The sequence below is a fragment of the Collinsella sp. wc0529 genome (assembly GCF_046116875.1).
GTDB lineage: Bacteria > Actinomycetota > Coriobacteriia > Coriobacteriales > Coriobacteriaceae > Collinsella.
The window spans coordinates 604,296-621,348 of record NZ_JBJXBO010000001.1 but is presented as its reverse complement, the minus strand read 5'-3'; the positions used below and the strand labels follow the sequence as shown (position 1 = coordinate 621,348).

At 61.5% G+C, this 17,053-nt stretch carries 9 protein-coding genes; 2 read left to right on the top strand and 7 right to left on the bottom strand.

Annotated elements, in window-relative coordinates; all coding sequences use genetic code 11:
- Nucleotides 1-176: 176 nt before the first annotated feature.
- Nucleotides 177-1,004 carry an HAD-IIB family hydrolase gene (locus ACKUTP_RS02560; RefSeq protein WP_271738343.1) on the bottom strand — a complete coding sequence of 276 codons (828 nt, stop codon included), beginning with the start codon at nucleotides 1,002-1,004 and terminating at the stop codon, nucleotides 177-179.
- 75 nt (nucleotides 1,005-1,079) lie between these two features.
- Here ACKUTP_RS02560 and rlmKL point away from each other — a divergent pair, with 75 nt between their 5' ends.
- Complete coding sequence (gene rlmKL, locus ACKUTP_RS02555; protein WP_409063492.1) at nucleotides 1,080-3,647, top strand: bifunctional 23S rRNA (guanine(2069)-N(7))-methyltransferase RlmK/23S rRNA (guanine(2445)-N(2))-methyltransferase RlmL; 2,568 nt, start codon at nucleotides 1,080-1,082, stop codon at nucleotides 3,645-3,647.
- Nucleotides 3,648-3,742: 95 nt separating this feature from the next.
- Here the strand turns inward: rlmKL and ACKUTP_RS02550 are convergent, their stop codons facing one another.
- From ACKUTP_RS02550 to ACKUTP_RS02530, 5 genes are all read right to left on the bottom strand, one after another.
- Nucleotides 3,743-4,456 carry a response regulator gene (locus ACKUTP_RS02550; protein WP_409063491.1) on the bottom strand — a complete coding sequence of 238 codons (714 nt, stop codon included), beginning with the start codon at nucleotides 4,454-4,456 and terminating at the stop codon, nucleotides 3,743-3,745.
- A gap of 4 nt (nucleotides 4,457-4,460) precedes the next feature.
- On the bottom strand, nucleotides 4,461-6,086 hold the full coding sequence (locus tag ACKUTP_RS02545) for an ATP-binding protein (protein WP_349115294.1): 1,626 nt from the start codon (nucleotides 6,084-6,086) through the stop codon (nucleotides 4,461-4,463).
- Between the two features lie 111 nt (nucleotides 6,087-6,197).
- Nucleotides 6,198-6,392: a hypothetical protein gene (locus tag ACKUTP_RS02540; RefSeq protein ID WP_158572412.1), complete on the bottom strand. Its 195-nt coding sequence runs from the start codon at nucleotides 6,390-6,392 to the stop codon at nucleotides 6,198-6,200.
- Between the two features lie 60 nt (nucleotides 6,393-6,452).
- Nucleotides 6,453-8,480: a KUP/HAK/KT family potassium transporter gene (locus ACKUTP_RS02535; RefSeq protein WP_409063490.1), complete on the bottom strand. Its 2,028-nt coding sequence runs from the start codon at nucleotides 8,478-8,480 to the stop codon at nucleotides 6,453-6,455.
- A 157-nt stretch (nucleotides 8,481-8,637) separates the two neighbouring features.
- Nucleotides 8,638-9,513: a nitroreductase family protein gene (locus ACKUTP_RS02530; RefSeq protein WP_409063489.1), complete on the bottom strand. Its 876-nt coding sequence runs from the start codon at nucleotides 9,511-9,513 to the stop codon at nucleotides 8,638-8,640.
- A gap of 213 nt (nucleotides 9,514-9,726) precedes the next feature.
- Here ACKUTP_RS02530 and ACKUTP_RS02525 point away from each other — a divergent pair, with 213 nt between their 5' ends.
- A complete protein-coding gene (locus ACKUTP_RS02525; RefSeq protein ID WP_409063488.1) occupies nucleotides 9,727-12,027 on the top strand; it encodes an LTA synthase family protein in 2,301 nt (766 codons plus the stop codon).
- 555 nt (nucleotides 12,028-12,582) lie between these two features.
- On the opposite strand, the gene ACKUTP_RS02520 is transcribed toward ACKUTP_RS02525, so the two are convergent.
- Nucleotides 12,583-16,671 carry a fibronectin type III domain-containing protein gene (locus ACKUTP_RS02520; RefSeq protein ID WP_409063487.1) on the bottom strand — a complete coding sequence of 1,363 codons (4,089 nt, stop codon included), beginning with the start codon at nucleotides 16,669-16,671 and terminating at the stop codon, nucleotides 12,583-12,585.
- Nucleotides 16,672-17,053: the final 382 nt, after the last annotated feature.

The window sequence follows — 17,053 nt, the reverse complement described above, 5'->3', positions numbered from 1 at the left end:
CTTGCACATGGGCGTTAAACTGCTAAACACTTTACCTACGTTTATCAAGGCGTGAGCTGCGGTTTTTTATCTTCTCGGCGAACGGTATAAACACCTCAGTGTTTGGATTGATAAATCGATTGAGCATGCAAAAGCAAAGAGTCGCAGTTTGGGCAAACGTCAGAACGCGGGATTCATTAGATGAGGCCGAAATGCTGCATCGCTGTGACGGTGCCGTCGTGTGCGACATCGTCGGTCACGTAGTCGGCGAGCGCCTTGACCTCGGGCATGGCGTTGCCCATGGCCACGGCCGTCTCGACCGCAGCGAGCATGCCCAGGTCGTTACCCGAATCGCCGAAGCCAAAGGTGCGCGCGTTGCCGGTGCGACCCAGGTATTCCAGCGCTCGCGCCACGCCCACGCCCTTGTCAATGCCCTTGGGGCTCAGCTCGCGATTCTGACCACCGGTGTTGCACAGCTCAAACTCGCGATCGATAAAGCCGTCATCGTTGGCTACGCGAGCCAGGTAGCTCGCGACGATGCACACCTTGCCCACGCGCAGACTGCCGTCGACGCGCATCTCCTCGGCGCTGTGCACCACAGAAGTGCCGATCAGAGACGACTGCTCAACACCCGCGGGTTCCAGGGCAAAAGTAGCCACGTTGGTCTCGAAAAAGGCCTCAATCCCTGCCGCTGCCATACGGCGCGCAAGCTCCTCGATAACGTCCTCGTCAAAGCAGTCCTCATGCACCACGCGACCCTCGACCTCGAGCGTGGCGCCCGCCATGGCAACGACACCCGCAGGCTCCAAAGCACGCAGGCCATCGGCAATCAGCCACAAGGGACGACCCGTGCAGATAAACGCCTTGTGCCCTGCGTCGCGCAGACGATGAAACGCCTCGATCACCGCCTGCGAGGGGCGAACCGCCGAAAAGTCCTTGTCGGTCATGTTGTCGGGATCGAACGACGTCAGCGTGCCGTCCACGTCAAAAAAGAGCACGGCGGAATCGGGGCACGCATCAATCATATGGGTTCCTTTCGGGGGCGAGAGTAAACGAAGTATCCATCATATAATGGAGCGACGCAACCAGAGAGGTCACCCATGGAATTTTACGCAAGCTGCCCCGAGGGCTTTGAGTCCGCACTCGCCGATGAGCTTAAACGCCTCGGGCTTTCGCATGTTCGCCGGCTGAAGGGCCGCGCTACATTTGAGGGCGAGCTCGAAGAAGGCTACCGCGCCTGTCTGTGGTCGCGCCTGGCGAGCCGTGTGTTCGTGGTACTCGGGCGCTTTGAGGCGCAGGATGCCGATGAACTGTACGATAGCGTTTACGACATCGCCTGGGAGACCATCATCCGCCCCGGCGCCACCATCGCCATCACCGCCCGCGGCGTGACCGAGCAGCTGCGCAACACGCGCTTCTCGGCCCTGCGCGCCAAAGACGCGCTGTGCGACCGTCTGGCCGAGACCACGGGCCGTCGCGCCGACGTCGATGCCGCCGACCCCGATGTTCACCTGTTGCTTTCGCTGCGTCAGCGCCGCGCGAGCATCAGCCTGGACCTTTCGGGCGACCCGCTGTTCAAGCGTCTGCCGCCCGCTGCGACTCGTGCCGGCGAGGGCGCACACGTGTTGCGCCCCGACTACGCCGCCCTGGTGCTAGCGCAGGTCGGCTGGACCGCACTATGCGAGCGCGAGCTGACGGCCGACGATTACGAAAACGAAGCCCTTCCCACGCTGATCGATGCCTCGTGCGCCGGCGGCGGTCTGCTGCTGGAGGCCGTGAACATTCTGACCGACCGCGCCCCGGGCGCCGCACGCGAGCGCTGGGGCTTTGAGGGCTGGCAGCTGCACGACGCTGTCCTGTGGGAGCAGCTGCTTGCCGAGGCGCGCGAGCGCGAGGCGGCAGCGCGCGAGCGCCAGGCGCGCATCGTGGCCGTAGACATCGACCCCGCCGCCCGCAAGACTGCCGAGCGCATGGTCAAGTGCGCCGGCTACAAGCGTTTTGTCGACTTTTGTGCCGCCAAGCCCGCCACCGTGCTGGACCATGCGGGCGCCGTCGCCGGTGCCGCCCTGGTCGCGGACACGACCGAGACCCCGCTTTCGCTCATGCACGATGCCATGACGCTCATCGGCGAGCTGCGCCGCGCCCCCGAGCTCGCTTCGGCGCCGGTCGCCGCTCTCACCCGCGACGGCTTGCTGGCCCGCGCGCTCCACGCCGAGCCCGAGCGCTCGATCGCCGTCATGCCCAATAACGAGGAGGCGGCTCTTGAAGTTTGGCCCTCACTCGACCACGCCGCTGCAGCGTTTGAGGCTGCGACCAGCGCGGATGCCGAGGCCGAGGTTGCGGATGCCAACGAAGCCAACGACGAAGCCGCCGCTTCCTCCATGCCCGAACCTGCCGCCACGCTCGACTTGGGCGACGGCAAGCCGCTGCCCGTGCTCATCCCGGAGTCCGAGCAGTTCGCCAACCGCCTGCGCAAGAATGCCCGTCTGCGCCGCAAGTGGGCCAAGCGCGAGGGCGTGAGCTGCTATCGCGTCTACGATGCCGACCTGCCCGACTACTCCGCTGCCATCGACCTGTACGAGGGTTGCCCGCAGACGCCGGGCCGCTGGCTCGTCATCGCCGAATACGCCGCGCCCAAGACCATCGATCCCGCGCTGGCCCAGGCCCGCATGCTCGACATCTTGGCCATCGCGCCGCGCATCCTTGATGTTCCGGCCGAGCATGTGCACGCCAAGGCCCGCATGCGTTCGCGCGGCGGCTCGCAGTACGGCAAGCAGGGCGCCGGCAAGGGCGGATCGGGCGAGCGCGCCAACATCGCGCGCCGGCGTCTGCCGCTCATCGAAGAAGGCGGGCTCACCTTTGCCGTCAACTTTGACGACTACCTGGATGTGGGCATCTTCCTGGATCACCGCGTCACCCGCAACCTGGTGCGCGAACACGCCAAACAGGCACGCCGCTTCCTCAATCTGTTCGCCTATACCGGCACCGCCACCTGCTATGCGGCCGACGGCGGCGTCGAGGAAACCGTGACAGTCGACCTTTCCAACACCTACCTGGACTGGGCCGAGCGCAATATGCGCCAGAACGGCTTTGTTGGTCCGCAGCATCATTTTGTGCGCGACGACGTGCTCGCCTGGATTCGCGACCAGCGCCAGACGCGCAACCGCTGGGACTTGATCTTTGTCGACCCGCCCACGTTCTCGAACTCGTCCAAGATGGGCCGCCGCACCTGGGATGTCCAGCGCGACCATGTTGAGCTTTTGGCCGGCGTATCTCGCCTGCTTGCACAGGGCGGACATGCCATCTTTAGCTGCAACCTGCGCGGCTTCCGCCCCGAAACGCGCAAGCTCGCGCGCGCGGGCGTCGTGCTGGAGGACATTACGGCACAGACCATCCCCGAGGACTTCGCGCGCAACCAGAAGGTGCACCACTGCTATATCGTGCGCCGACTGCCCATCGAGGACGCCATGGCCGAGGTCGGCTTTAGCGCCGAGGAGATTGCCGAGCGAACCGAGGAGCTGCGCAACCCCGAGGCCCGCAAGCCCCGCGCGGCTGTACCTGCGCACGCGCAGACCGGCAACGGCAAGTCCAACTTTGCCGGCAAACCCTCCCCCGCCGGCAAGCCCAAAAAGAAGAAGTTCTACGCCAGCAAGCCCAAGGGCAAATAAACAAAGTTGCGGTGGAATACGGACTGCTTTGCCTGGAATTAGGCAAATTTAGACCGTATTTCACCGCAACTCATATTGGGATGGTGGTTGGCGATCTAGCCTTGGGTGACCAGGCGATAGCCGATACCCACGTGCGTCTGGATATAGCGCGGATGCGCGGGGTCGGACTCGATCTTCTTGCGCAGCGTACCCATAAAGACGCGCAGGCTTGCCAGGTCACTCTTAGTTGCCGTGCCCCAAATCTCATGCAGGATAGACTGGTGTGTCAGCACCTTGTCGGCGTTATGCGCCAGCAGGCACAGGAGCTTATACTCGATCGGCGTCAGATGCAGTTCCTCGCCATCCATCGTGGCGATGCCGGCATCAAAATCGATATGCAGCTCACCGGTATCGAACGAGCCCTCGGAGGCAACACTGCCCGTTTGCGCATACGAAAGGCGCCTGAGCGTCGTGCGAATGCGCGCGAGCAGTTCCTCGACCGAAAACGGCTTGGTCAGATAGTCGTCGGCACCGGCATCGAGCGCGCGAATCTTATCCGCGTCCTCGCTGCGCGCCGAGACCACAATGATCGGCATTCCCGACCATGCGCGCACCGACTCCACCACCTTGACGCCGTCCATATCGGGCAGGCCCAGATCGAGCAGCACAATGCTCGGCGCCTGCGACGAGGCGGCGGCGATGGCGGCATGGGCGGTCTCCACGGCCATATGGCGCAAGCCGTGCGTCTCGAGCGCGGCAACGATAAGGTTGCGGACAGCGGGGTCGTCCTCAACAACCAAGATGAGCGGTTTTACGGCAGAGTTCGGCACGGCGCTACTCCTTATCAAACGAAACGTCGGCGACGGGAAGCTCAATCGTAAAGACCGAGCCGTGCGGGTCCGCCGCGGCAACCTCTATGCTACCGCCATGCGCCAGCGCAATGGAGCGGCAGAGCGAAAGACCCAGGCCCACGCTGCGATGGCTGTCGGCCAAACCGTGGTTGGCGGTGTAGAACGACTCAAAGATGCGCTCGCGATCCTCGGGTGCGATGCCCGGACCATCATCGGCAACCGAGCACGCCACGCGTCCATCGTCGACGCTAATCGAAATCATGATATGCGAGCCCGCGGGCGTATAGGTGATGGCGTTGTTCACCAGATTGACCACCAGCTGCACCATCAGGCGCGCATCGACGTTGACGAGCGCCGGCTCGTCGCACGGCACTACCTTAAGATCGTGCTCACGCACGGCCGGACTTACGTGGCGCAGCGCCTCCTCGACGATATCGTCCATGAGCTCGAGCGTGGTCGACAGGCGCATACCGCCGCCCTCGAGCTTGGTGATGGCGAGCAGGTTCTCGACGGTGGCGTTGAGCCATTGCGCATCCGAGCGAATGGACAAGAGCAGGCCGCGGCGCGTTTGGGCGTCGAGCACGGCGGTGCCGGTCGAGCCCTGGTCGAGCAGCACATCGGCATTACCCGAAATACTGGTGAGCGGCGTGCGCAGGTCGTGCGAGATGGAGCGCAGCAGGTTGGCGCGCAGCTGCTCATTTTTGGCAAGCACCGCCGCCTCCTCGCGGGCCTCCATGGCGCGGGCGCGATCGAGCGCCAGCTCGCCTTCGCTCACGATGGCATCGGCAAGTGTCCGCTCCTCATGCGTCAGCACGTCGGGCTCGGCAACGATAGCCAGCACGCCCACCACCGAGGCGGGGTCGCCCGAGCGCGCGAAGCCGTCGCCCGTGCGAACCGTCAGGTAGATGCCATAAAACGCCGAGCCGCCAAACGTGGCGTCGAGCGGCGTTCCCACATAGGCGGACGCCGAGAGCCGAGGCGGCATCTGCGGCGCCAGTTCGTGCACCGGTGCGGCATCGCCCACGGCCGTGTAAGTCGCGCGCGGCAGCAGGTCATCGCCCTCGGCGTCGGCGCTGTACCACACGACAGGGCAGCCCGAAAGACGCGCCAGCTGCGTGGCCATGGCGTGAACGATCTGATGCTGATCGGCGCACCGCTGCAGCATGCGGTTGGTCTCGAGCACCATATGCGTGCGGCGGTCGCTGGCGGCAGCCTGTGCCAAGGCGCGGCGCAGGGCCAACGCAATCGAGCTCGACACAAGCGAGACCACGAACATGATGAAGAACATGCCGGGATAGCCGCGGTCGATAAGCGACAGCGAGTAGCGCGGGTCGACAAACAAGAAGTTGTAGAGCGCCACGGCGGCAGCCGAGCTCAGCAAGCAATACAGGCGACTCCAGGTAAAGAATGCGCACAGCTGAACGGCGAACACATAGACGATCATGATGCTCGGCGCGAGACCCGGATGGTCGAGCAGCGCGCCCACAATCGTCGCCGCGACCAGCAGCCCCACCGATACGCAGGCGTCATACAGAGGAGTGCGGCGCGTCAGCGTTGTGCGCCGCCACCAAAAGCTATCGGCAATATCGCCGTCCGTACGGACGTCCATCAGTGCCCCGCCCCTCTCTCAAAAACAAAAACCACCACAAAGGGACAGGCACCTTTGTGGTGGTTTCCCTTGTGGTGGTTCCAAGTGTATAGCCTTTGCAGCCTGCGGTCGTTAGACAAACAGCACGTGCGCGAGCAGTGCGCACACGCACGCCGCGACAAGCAGCGTCACCACGATCGAGATCACACGGTCGGCCATGTCCATGTTGGCACGATTCGTAAAGAACCGATCTTCGGCGGCGTCGACGCGCGCCTCACGCACCATTTCGACCACCGCCTCACGGCCATCGAGCGCCTTTGTATCCATGTTTACCTCCCCGGCCTCATGCTTATCCATCAAAAACTAACTCCGTGTAGCCGCCGACGTCTACGGCCGCTCGTTGGGGGCTAGGCGCTGCATCTTATTCACAGCCTTGAACTTGGTGAACAGCGGCACGTACTCAAAGCTCACGTTGGAGTTCTCCAGGCCGTACCAGCGTGCAGGCGTGCCGGCGGCACGGCGGATGATGTACTTAAGCGTGATGGCCGTACGCTCGCTGGGCTCCACATCGCTTTCGGGCGCCAGAAGCTTACGGATCAGGACGAACTTGAACGTACCGATGTTACCCGGATCCTTGTAGACCGAGTAGTCATGCGTCTGCGGCGGCAGCTCGCCGGTGGCAGCCAGGTCCTGAACAACCTGACGCAGGTAGGCATTGACGCGCTGGTTGATCTTGTAGCCCAGGTACAGATGCACGCGGAACACGTAGTCGGTGCCGAACGTCTCGACCGAATAGGCAAAGGTGTGCGGTTCGTCCATGGTCTCGACATTCACAAACCACCAGGCGCGGGCGCGCTTGGGATGCTTGTCCAAGATCGAATAGACGATATCGCGGTCGATGTAGTCGGTATGGGTGTCCTTGGTCAGGTACACGACGTTGTCGCTCATGCGCTCGTAACGGTCGTCGTCACGCAGGCGCTTGAGCTGCGGCAGGTAGCTGCGCAGCGGCAGCAGCGTAAACTGGCGCTGCTCGACCGCCGTGCCGTTGTACCAGCACACCATAATGCCCATGATGAGTGCAGCCATAAGGATGGTGAAGTAGCCGCCGTGGAAGAACTTGGTGAGCGAGCTCACAAAGAAGAAGCCCTCGAGCATAAGGAAGAAGGCTGCGAAGATCCACGGAGCAACCTTGAGCTTACGCTCCTCGTGCAGGTAGAAGAAGAGCAGCAGCGTGGTGCACATCATAGTCAGCGTAATGGCAAGGCCGTAGGCGGCTTCCATATGCGCCGAGTTCTGGAACAGCAGCACCACAATGACGCAGCCGACAAGCATGACGTTGTTGACCATGGGGATGTAGAGCTGGCCCTTGGTCTCGGCAGGGTAGAAGACCTGCATGTGCGGCATAAGGTCCAGGCGGCTGGCCTCGGACACCAGCGAAAACGCGCCGGTGATGAGCGCCTGCGAGGCAATGATGGCCGCGACGGTGGAAAGGCCTACGGCAAACGGGCGCAGGCCCGGGGCGAGCATCTGGTAGAACGGGTTGAGGTCGGCAATGCCCATGAGCTCGGGGTTGGCAGCGTTGTTCATAAGCCAAGCGCCCTGGCCCATATAGGAAAGCAGCAGGCAGCACTTAACGAACGGCCAGGTAGCGTAGATGTTGCCGCGGCCGACGTGGCCCATGTCGGAGTAGAGCGCCTCGGCACCGGTGGTGGCGAGGAAGCAGCTGCCCAGAATCATGATGCCCGCGTGGTTGTTGGGGCTCAGCAAAAAGGCGATGCCGCGCACCGGGTTGAGGCACAGCAGCACGGCGGGGTGCTGGAAGACAAAGAACAGACCCGTGCCGCCCAGGAACAGGAACCACAGCGTCATGATGGGGCCAAAGGCGTGACCGATCTTGGCCGTACCGATACGTTGTACCAAGAAGAGCGCGATGATGATGGCAAGCGTGATGGCCACGACGCGGCCCTGGTCATCGCCCAGCACGGCATGGACCGCCGGGATGGTGCGCAGGCCCTCGATGGCCGTGGTAACGGTAACGGCCGGCGTCAGGATGCCGTCGGCGAGCAGTGCCGCGCCGCCCAGCATGGCGGGGATGATAAGCCACTTGCCGCAGCGCTTAACCAAGCTGTACAGGGCAAAGATGCCGCCCTCACCATGGTTATCGGCGCGCAGCGAGATGAGCACATACTTGATAGTGGTCAGCAGCGTGACCGTCCACACGACAAGGGAGAGCGCACCAAGCACGAACTCCTCCGTGACGCTTCCGATGCCGCCGTTGCCGGCAACGAGCGCCTTGGTTACATACATGGGGCTGGTGCCGATATCGCCATACACCACGCCCAGCGTGACGAGCATCGCCGAGATGCTCACAGGAATCGCAGCGTGCGAGGCTGCCTCCTTGGCCTTTTGTTCCATAAGCCGGTTTCCTCCCAACTTTAACGTTCGAAAGGATTATAGGTAATCGGCCATGTTTAAATGCACTGTTTTCCCAGCTAGATAAAGATTTATACAGTCTTTAGGCTACCGCGGCGATATGGAATGTGACAAAGGGACTGTCCCTTTGTCACATTCGTCATTTTCCAAGCCAATTTTTGAACCACCACTCCATGGAGCGGCTCATCTCGGCCATAAAGGGACTCGTGTGCTTGCGGGTATAGATGTCCACGACGCGCTCGCCCACCTCGCGGGCATGCGGACGGAACATCGCGTCCATCTCGGCCACCTGCGCGTCCATGGTCGCAGCATCGGCGCGGCAGTAGCGCTCCTCGTGCACCAGGTTCACCACGGGGTGCGCGATTGCCGGGCGCTCCTTACGGGGCGTGCCGATGATGAGCATCGACAGCGGCATGGTATAGGGCGGCAGATCGAGCAGCTCGGCAACTTCCTCGGCATTCTCGACGATATCACCGATGTAGCAGCTCCCCAGGCCCAGGGCCTCGGCGGCAACCACGGCGTTTTGCGCGGCGATCACGGCGTCCTGGGCCGCGATGGCAAAGTCGCCCAGACCTGGTGCACGACGGGGCGCCTTGCCCGTGCGCTCGACAAACTCGGGCTCAAAGCAGCCCACGTGCTCAAACAGATCGATCCACTTGGCATAGTCGACCACAAATATAAGTGCCCAGGGCGCCTTGGCGATCATGGGCTGGTGGTCGCACAGGTCGGCCAGGCGGTCGAGCGTTGCCTGCTCGCGGATGCTCACGATGGAATACATCATCATGGCGCCCGCCGACGGCGCGCGGCTCGCCGCATGCAAGATCGCCGCCCGCTGCTCGTCGGTCACCGCCACGGGACGGTCGTCGTCATCACGCGCGAAGGCACGCGTGGACGAGCGGTGTTCCAAGATGTCCAGCGCCGCGTTGCCCGTAGTCTCGACCGGATAGCCGCACGCATCCACGCCCACAGCTCCGCCGCAGTACTCGGTGCCCGTCATACAAACCTGCTCGCCCATAGCTCTATCCTCGCTAATTCTTTAAGAAGCCTTTACGTTTCCGTGTAATTCCCGTCCATTATCGCGCAGGCCGCCACTACATTGCGCCACACCGCCGCACGTGCGCGTTAATATGGCTGGTTGTTGTGCGCAGCCACCAATTGCAGCGCATATCTTGGTAACAATCGGGTAAACCCCCGCTTTCGTACGTTTTAGTTTGTGAGGAGTCTCAGCATGTTCGCTGCCGCCATCTCGCTCGTCGGTCTTACGGCGACCGTCTACCTTGTCTTGCGCGAGGCCAAGGCCATTCGCGCTCAGTCGGGCACCGTTGCCAAAAGCGCTCTTGGGTGGAGCGTCGTCTTCGGCCTGTTCCAGGTCTTTTTGACTATTTGGGGCGCCATTGGCCTCGTCGCCCAAAACGAGCCGCTCGCCTTTGTGATGCTCATCCTGACCAACGCCATCCTCACCGGATGCGCCTGGGCCAGCATCGCCCGCGATCGCATCGCCCCGCGCGTCTTTGCGTTCGCCAAGCCCGACGCCCCCGCCCCCACCGGCAAGCTCGCCCGCCTGCGCGGCGCCTTTGTGGGCAAACCACTCGTCGCCGCCGTCCTGTGCCTGCTGCTCGCCGGCGTCTTTGCGCTGCTGGGCATGGAGGTCTCGTCCAACCACGACTTTACCTGGGTCTACCCCCTGTGCATCCTGCTCGAGTGGGCCATCATCACCGTGCTCATGATCGGCTTGTTCTTCCTGTTCCAGCGCCACGGCGCAGCTCCCGCGGTCCTGGCCTTTGCCCTCTTTGTCCTGGGCATTGCCGAGTTCTTCGTCATCACGTTTAAATCCATGCCCATCCAGCCGGGCGACCTTTCGGCCATCTCCACCGCCGCCGCGGTCGCCGGCACCGGCTACACCTTCTCCATCTCGCTGTTCTGTGTGCTGTCCATGGGCTTTACCGCCATCGCCATGCTGCTGTGCGAGTACGCCGGCCTGGTGGCACCGCACCGTCAGAAGGGTGCCGCCAACGCCAAGCGCATGCTGCTCACCAACCTGCTCGTGGCAGTGCTGTGCCTGGGCGGCGTAACCGCGCATGTCACGCTCATCGACTACTACAACACCCTCGGCATCACCGTCTACACCTGGCGCCCGCTCGAGAGCTACTGGCGCGAGGGCTACCTGCCCGCCTTTATTAGTGCGGCGCAGTCCATCAAGCCGCCCAAACCCGCCGACTACTCCGTCGACGATGCCAAGGCCACGCTCAAAAAGTACGCCAAGGCCTACGACAAGTCCGACGCGGCCAAGAGCGACGAGCGCGCCGCCGCAAAGGAGCAGTTCGACAGCGAGAAGCCCACGGTCATCGCCATCATGAATGAGACCTTCTCGGATCTGTCGATCTACCAGAACATGCGCGCCGGCTACGAGGGCCCGCAGTACTTTAAGAACCTGTCCAACTGCCTCAGCCGCGGCAAGCTCTATGTGAGCGCCTACGGCGGCGGCACCGCCAATACCGAGTTTGAGTTTATGACCGGCAACTCCATGGCTAACCTGGGCTCGGGCGTGTACCCCTACACCATCTACAACATGGAGACGACCGGGAACCTGGCAGAACAGTTCAAATCGCTCGGCTATTCCACCACGGCCATGCACCCCAACCACGCGACCAACTGGAACCGCGAGAACGTCTACAAGGACTTTGGCTTTGACCAGTTCCTGTCTATCAATGACTTCCAGGGAGCCGACACCCTGCGCGGCATGGTGACCGACCAGGCTACCTACGACAAGATTCTTGAGCTGCTCGACCAGAACGCCGATCCGCAGTTTATCTTCGACGTGACCATGCAGAACCACTCGGGCTACGATACGGGCCTGCTGCCGGTCGACAAGCAGATGCACCTGAATATCGACACGACCGATTTGGACGCCAAGACCGTCGAGGACGGCACGCTCTCCGATGTCGACGAGTATGTCTCGTGCATCGAGCAGTCCGACCAGGCGCTGCGCTACTTCCTCAACGCCCTGAGCAAGCTCGACCGTAAGGTGGTCGTGGTGTTCTGGGGCGACCACCAGCCGTTCTTCCCGTCCAAGTTCAATGACAAGTGGTTTACCGGCGAAGACGATGCTACGCATCAGGAGCGCCTGTGGCAGACCGACTACATCATCTGGGCCAACTACGACGTTGCCGGCTGCGACCAGACGAGCGAGACCGACGACCTGTCCACCAACTACCTGTCCACCCAGCTGATGCAGCTGATCGGCGCCCCGCTGACCGACTACCAGAAAGCGCACATGACGCTGCGCGAGTCGCTGCCCGCTATCAACTCCGTGGGCTACGAGGACGCCAGCCTGCGCTGGGCGCTTTCCTCCAACGTCACCGGCGACGACGCCGCTGCCGCAGCCGCCACCAAGGCGCGCGAGGATTACGCCAAGATGCAGTACTACGAGATGTTCCGCGACGGCAAGAACGTGTACACCGAGCACTTCCAGACCGAGGCCAACGAGACCGACCCCAACCTGGCACCGGGTACGACCAAGATCAAGTAACGGCGCGTCTTAACTGGTTCGTCTGCCCGGCGGCGCGGAACGTAAGGTTCCCTGCTCGGACAGTCCTGCTCGCACGGAGAGCACATTAAGTGCTCTCCGGCTCGTGCGGAACTCGCGATGAACCTTACGTTCCGTGCCGCCGGGCAGACGCCTCGGTGTTGAAACGCGGCTTGTCATGGGGGCATCTGCTGAACATATATAAGTTGAAGGCCACGTCATGTGGCCTTTTTGCATCCGGAAACCGTGTCCCAGAATTCACGTCCGGAATGGGATGCAGTTTCCGCTTGGGACCCGATTGGGAAAGTGTGTCCCACTATTCAGCTGGATTCCGGGATGTATTTTCCGGTTGAGGCTCGTTGGGAAAGTGCGTCCCACTTTGGGGGCTGATTCTGGGACGTGGTTTCCGGTTGGCTCTCATTGGGAAAGTTCATCCCATTTCTCGGCCTAATTATGGGACGCAGTTTCCGCTTGCGGAGTCTCCACTCAACAGAAAACCCGGGTGGCCTGTTTTTTGGCTACCCGGGTTTTTGGGTTGTCGATATGTTCGACTGGCTACTAGTGGGTCTTGCGGCGCTTGATCAGCATGATGAGGGCTATCACTACGAGCGTTGCTCCCGCTGCTGCTGCGGTGGCGACTAGGGCGAATGTTTGGTCGCCGGTGTTTGCGAGGTTCTTCGCTGTGGTCGTAGTCTTGACCTTGGTGTCGGTCTTAGCTCCGTTGTCGGACTTGGGCTTGTCCGGGTTCGTCGGGGTCTCAGGAGTCTCGGGGTCCTTTGAGCCTTCGGAATCGGTTGGGCCGGCGGTGTTTACCAGCGTATGGTCCAGGAACTTCTTGGCGCCCGCACTTGCCTGTGAGAACAGGCGGCGCGTGCGGATCGGGGTGGCGTTCACCGTTGTGAGCGCCGTCTCCTCGGCCTCGATATTCACGAGCGTCGTGCCGGTGTCGAGGCCCACCTCGTTGTATCCCACGTGGCAGTAATACTGCGCACCGTCATCGTCTGCGGTCAGGTCAATCTCGAGCTTTGAGGCCGTTCCAGCCGCGAGGTTGCCATCGGCACCCACGAGCTTAAACTCTGTCTCGCCGCGGCCCTTGCGGTACCACATATAGGTCGGTGCCAGCCCTGTTTCGCTATCGTCGGCACCGAGTTGCTTCACATGGCCAATCGCCGAGAGCGTCAGGTGGCTTCCCGCCGTGCGCTCAACCGAAGAGTCGTATCCAAGATCCGACCCCTCCGCAGCATCCGCCGCAGGTCCGCTCACGGTCATCGTCATGCCATCGGGCATGGTCTTGACCGTGATGATTGCCGAGCGAATACCTGTTTCGGTCGTGGATCCATTCTTAACGGCGGCGATGGCGAATCGATACTCCGTATTGGGCTGCAGCCCATCCCACTTGAGCGAGGTCTGCGTGTTGTCGGCAATCTTCCAGCTATTGACGACCGCATCCGCCGCATTGCTCTGCAGCATGCCCACGCCGTAGCTAAAGCCACTCTTGTTTGCGAGTACATCGTCCCAGCTAAACGTAACGCTGGTCGAATCGACGGCGTTTGCCGTAAAGCCCGTCACGGCCGGCGCGTCGGGCATCTCGACGTCCTTAACGTCATAGCCCACGATCCAGAACTGGTCGGTGTCCTTGGTGCCGAGCTTGTCGCCCGAGTCTGCCTCGAACTTGTCGACATCCACCGCGTTGACGCCCAGACGCCACACAAAACCGTACTTGCCCTGCGCGGCCTCGGGCAGGTTGTCGACGGTGCCGCCGTATTCGGTCGATTCACTCGAGGAGTTACCCGTAGTAAAGCCGGCGTTGGCACCAAAGCACAGGCCGCCAAACAACTCGTGCTTTGCGAGCTTCGCGCCCATGACAACGCTGCCGTTCAGCGTCAAGCCGAGCTCGAGCTCCTGCTCCTTGCCCTCCTCGACTTCGATGGTCTGCTCAATGCTCGCCCCCGACTGCGCGGCGGCGCCGTTAAACCCATCGTGCGTGTAGGCACGCGTTACGCCAGGCTTGCCCAGGCCAAAGGAATCCCCAACGGGAGTCTCGCCGTTGAGCGTCGTTTGATAGGTTCCGGGTTCTCCCGACCGGTTGGTCAAAAAGTAGCTGAGCGGCGTCATATTGTGCTGTTTGGCAATGCGGTCATAGGCCTCGACATTAACGACCGAGGTCTGCGCGCCGAGCGACACGGGCGCCGCCATCACGCCCTTGCCACCAGTTTCCTCATTTTCGATCTCATACTCGTAATAGACCATCGGAATCGTGTAGAGCACGGCCTTGTCACCCTCGCCGGCATGCGACTCATAGCTTACGCTTGCGCTGACCGTGCGCTCGCTCCGATAGTCATAGCATCCCTCGGCGGCAAAATCGACTGAAGCATTCATCGCGACCAGGGGCGGACCGGTCTGCACCTCGACGGCAACGCCCAACTCGGCGCCAATGGTATAGCCCTGGGATGTCCCCGTGCCCTTTTCCTCTCCGTATGACGTGCCGCCCAACACCAGATAGCCGTATGCCTGCTCCAGATCCTCAACATAGGGCGCATCCTGCAGCACGGCAAGCACGCGCGGGTTGGTATAGACCTTGTAGCGGTCCTTGTACGTGATCTTGACGCTGTCGTTGTCGACATCGGGCAGCGCGAGCGAGATAAATGTGCCGTAGGTAGTGCCGCGACGGTTGCTCTCGCTAATCACCTGCTCCTCGCCGCGGCGCACCTTTCCGTTCTCGTCGAGCGAAAAATGCGAGGCGGTCATCCAATAGTAGTCATCGTTCTTGCGCAGGTCCTCGTCGCGATGCTTGCCCACCACGGCGATAAAGCTCTCGTTATAGCGGTCCGAACCCGAGACGCTGCCCGCCTTGACGTCGCTGATCCACACCTGTTCTATACCCTTGTGGTCATGCTTGTTGCTGCTGTTGTATTGCTGACCGCTCATGCTCATGGTTCCGACCATGGACCCCAAGCCCTGAGCCCCGCTCTGTGCCGTGTTGCAGGCAAAGTCGCGGAACACATCGCCGCCCACGAGCACCTCGTCAACCGCCAGCTGCTCGGACAGGCCGTCAAGGTTGGCAGTGGCAAGGGCAATAGGCGCCAAGGTGCACGGATAGCGCTTATCCTGAGCGCTATCCTTCCATGCGCTGTTGGGCACATGCATCAGCCCATAGGAGGCGAGGAGCCCGTCTCTGTATTCCTTACAATCGGAAAGCTTGAACTCGCCAGACTCCGAGTCAAAATACGCGTAGCGGTACAGCGCGCCGTACAGCCCCTTGCTGCCGTCAGAAGCGCCGTAATCAAAAGCGCTGCGTTGCCAGTCATAGCCCGCAAGAATAAGGCCCGTGACGGTTTCACCCGTCTTCTTTCCTTCTTCATCGTAGGCGGCAAACGTGCCGAACGTCGCATTCGCAGCGACCATGGTCTTGCCGTTCGCGGAGAGGGAGATTGCGCCCGCGTCGCCCAGAGCATCGACATGGACGAGCGCACCCTTGGATGCATCCCACGAAAACAGCTCGCAATGCGTCGACTTATCAATATTCTTCTTGCCGTAGGGTGCCGAGACCACGATGGCGAGGTCATCGCAAAAATCGCGATCGAGGTCGCCGGCCGCTAGCGAAACGACAGGAGCTGACTGAAGCTGCGTCCAGGAGTCGTTCCCGCCTTTGTTGTGCGTGGTGTAGTCCGCGGCGTTACCGGCATCGATCTTGACGACGCTTTGCTTCCAGTTGCCGCCCTCCAAGTCATACATGTCGACTACAGCCTTGCGCACGCCGTTCTCGTCGACATAGCAGCCCGCGTAGACAAAAAGCTCGTCGACGCCGTCGCCATCGACATCGCCCGCCTCGACATCAAAGACGGCGTCGTGCTCTTGCAGGTAACCGGCATCCAGGTACTTAAAACGGCCTTCGTACATCATATTAGTGTTGACCGTCACCGGCAGGTGTGTGTCGAGAGTGCGCGTGCGCCCGTTGCTAAACGAGTAGAGGACCAGCTCAACCTTTCCGGCGTATGACTTGCCGTCAATCGTCGTGGAGGAACTGTCGCCGTAGGCACGGAGCTCGGCAACGCGGCTCTTTTTGCCCGTGCTGGCGTCGCTGCAGAACTCAACACTCGTGGCGTGAATGCCCGAGAAACCGTTGTTGTCGTTGGCGAGTACTGTTGAGGGCTCATTGTTGCTTAGGTACGACCAGGTGCCGCCACCGTAGTCGCTATGCTTGTAGAGATCGCTGTTCGTATCGAAGTTGTTGACGTTTTGCCAGAACTTTGCGGCGCCCCACACACTTCCATAGCCATCGGTGAGTTTGCTGCTGCCGCCAATGTCACCGCGCTCGACGTTCTCGAGCTTGTCGCGCAGAGTGTAGCGATTGCCATGGCTACCGTTAGCTGCCATATAGACCTCGCTGCGCGTGGCAAACGTCGTGGGGGTATCAGTGGAATAGGGGCCAACGGTATCGGCCGGAATGTCCTCGCTCGTGCCCAGACCCAGGGCTTGATAATCCTGCTCGGTCATATCGGTGATTGCGGGCGCGTCTGCCGCCTGGGCAACCTGGGGCGTGGCCGTGAAGCAGGCGACGCTCGTGGCGACCAACGCAGCAAGCGCCGCCGTCCCAACAAGCGGGATTTTCGACAGCCTACGGATACGGGGGTGTGGAACGTACATGAGGGACCTCGCTTTATTCGAGTGGAGTGTACTCATTTTTGCAAATGATACATCCGATGCCCGATATCACGTGTCTCATTTTCGCCAACGGCGTGTCTCATTTTTGAGAATCCGAGATGCCGCGGAAATCTTATCCCAGCTCAAAGGCCATTTCTGGGATGTATTTTCCGTCGAGTGCCTCATCGGGAAACTGCATCCCATTTCAAGCGTCGATTCTGGGACGCATTTTCCCCTTAGACCCTCAACCGGAAACCGCATCCCACTTTGAGCGCAAATTCCGGGATGCATTTTCCGCTTGAGCCTCATTGGGAAACGGCGTCCCACTTTGAGGGCTGATTGTGGGATGCATTTTCCGGTTTTGCTCTCATTGGGAAAATGCATC

Coding starts and splice junctions, on each gene's coding strand:
- ACKUTP_RS02560 (WP_271738343.1), bottom strand. CDS start 1,004: ATGATTGATGCGTGCCCCGATTCCGCCGTGCTCTTTTTTGACGTGGAC.
- rlmKL (WP_409063492.1), top strand. CDS start 1,080: ATGGAATTTTACGCAAGCTGCCCCGAGGGCTTTGAGTCCGCACTCGCC.
- ACKUTP_RS02545 (WP_349115294.1), bottom strand. CDS start 6,086: ATGGACGTCCGTACGGACGGCGATATTGCCGATAGCTTTTGGTGGCGG.
- ACKUTP_RS02540 (WP_158572412.1), bottom strand. CDS start 6,392: ATGGATACAAAGGCGCTCGATGGCCGTGAGGCGGTGGTCGAAATGGTG.
- ACKUTP_RS02535 (WP_409063490.1), bottom strand. CDS start 8,480: ATGGAACAAAAGGCCAAGGAGGCAGCCTCGCACGCTGCGATTCCTGTG.
- ACKUTP_RS02530 (WP_409063489.1), bottom strand. CDS start 9,513: ATGGGCGAGCAGGTTTGTATGACGGGCACCGAGTACTGCGGCGGAGCT.
- ACKUTP_RS02525 (WP_409063488.1), top strand. CDS start 9,727: ATGTTCGCTGCCGCCATCTCGCTCGTCGGTCTTACGGCGACCGTCTAC.
- ACKUTP_RS02520 (WP_409063487.1), bottom strand. CDS start 16,671: ATGTACGTTCCACACCCCCGTATCCGTAGGCTGTCGAAAATCCCGCTT.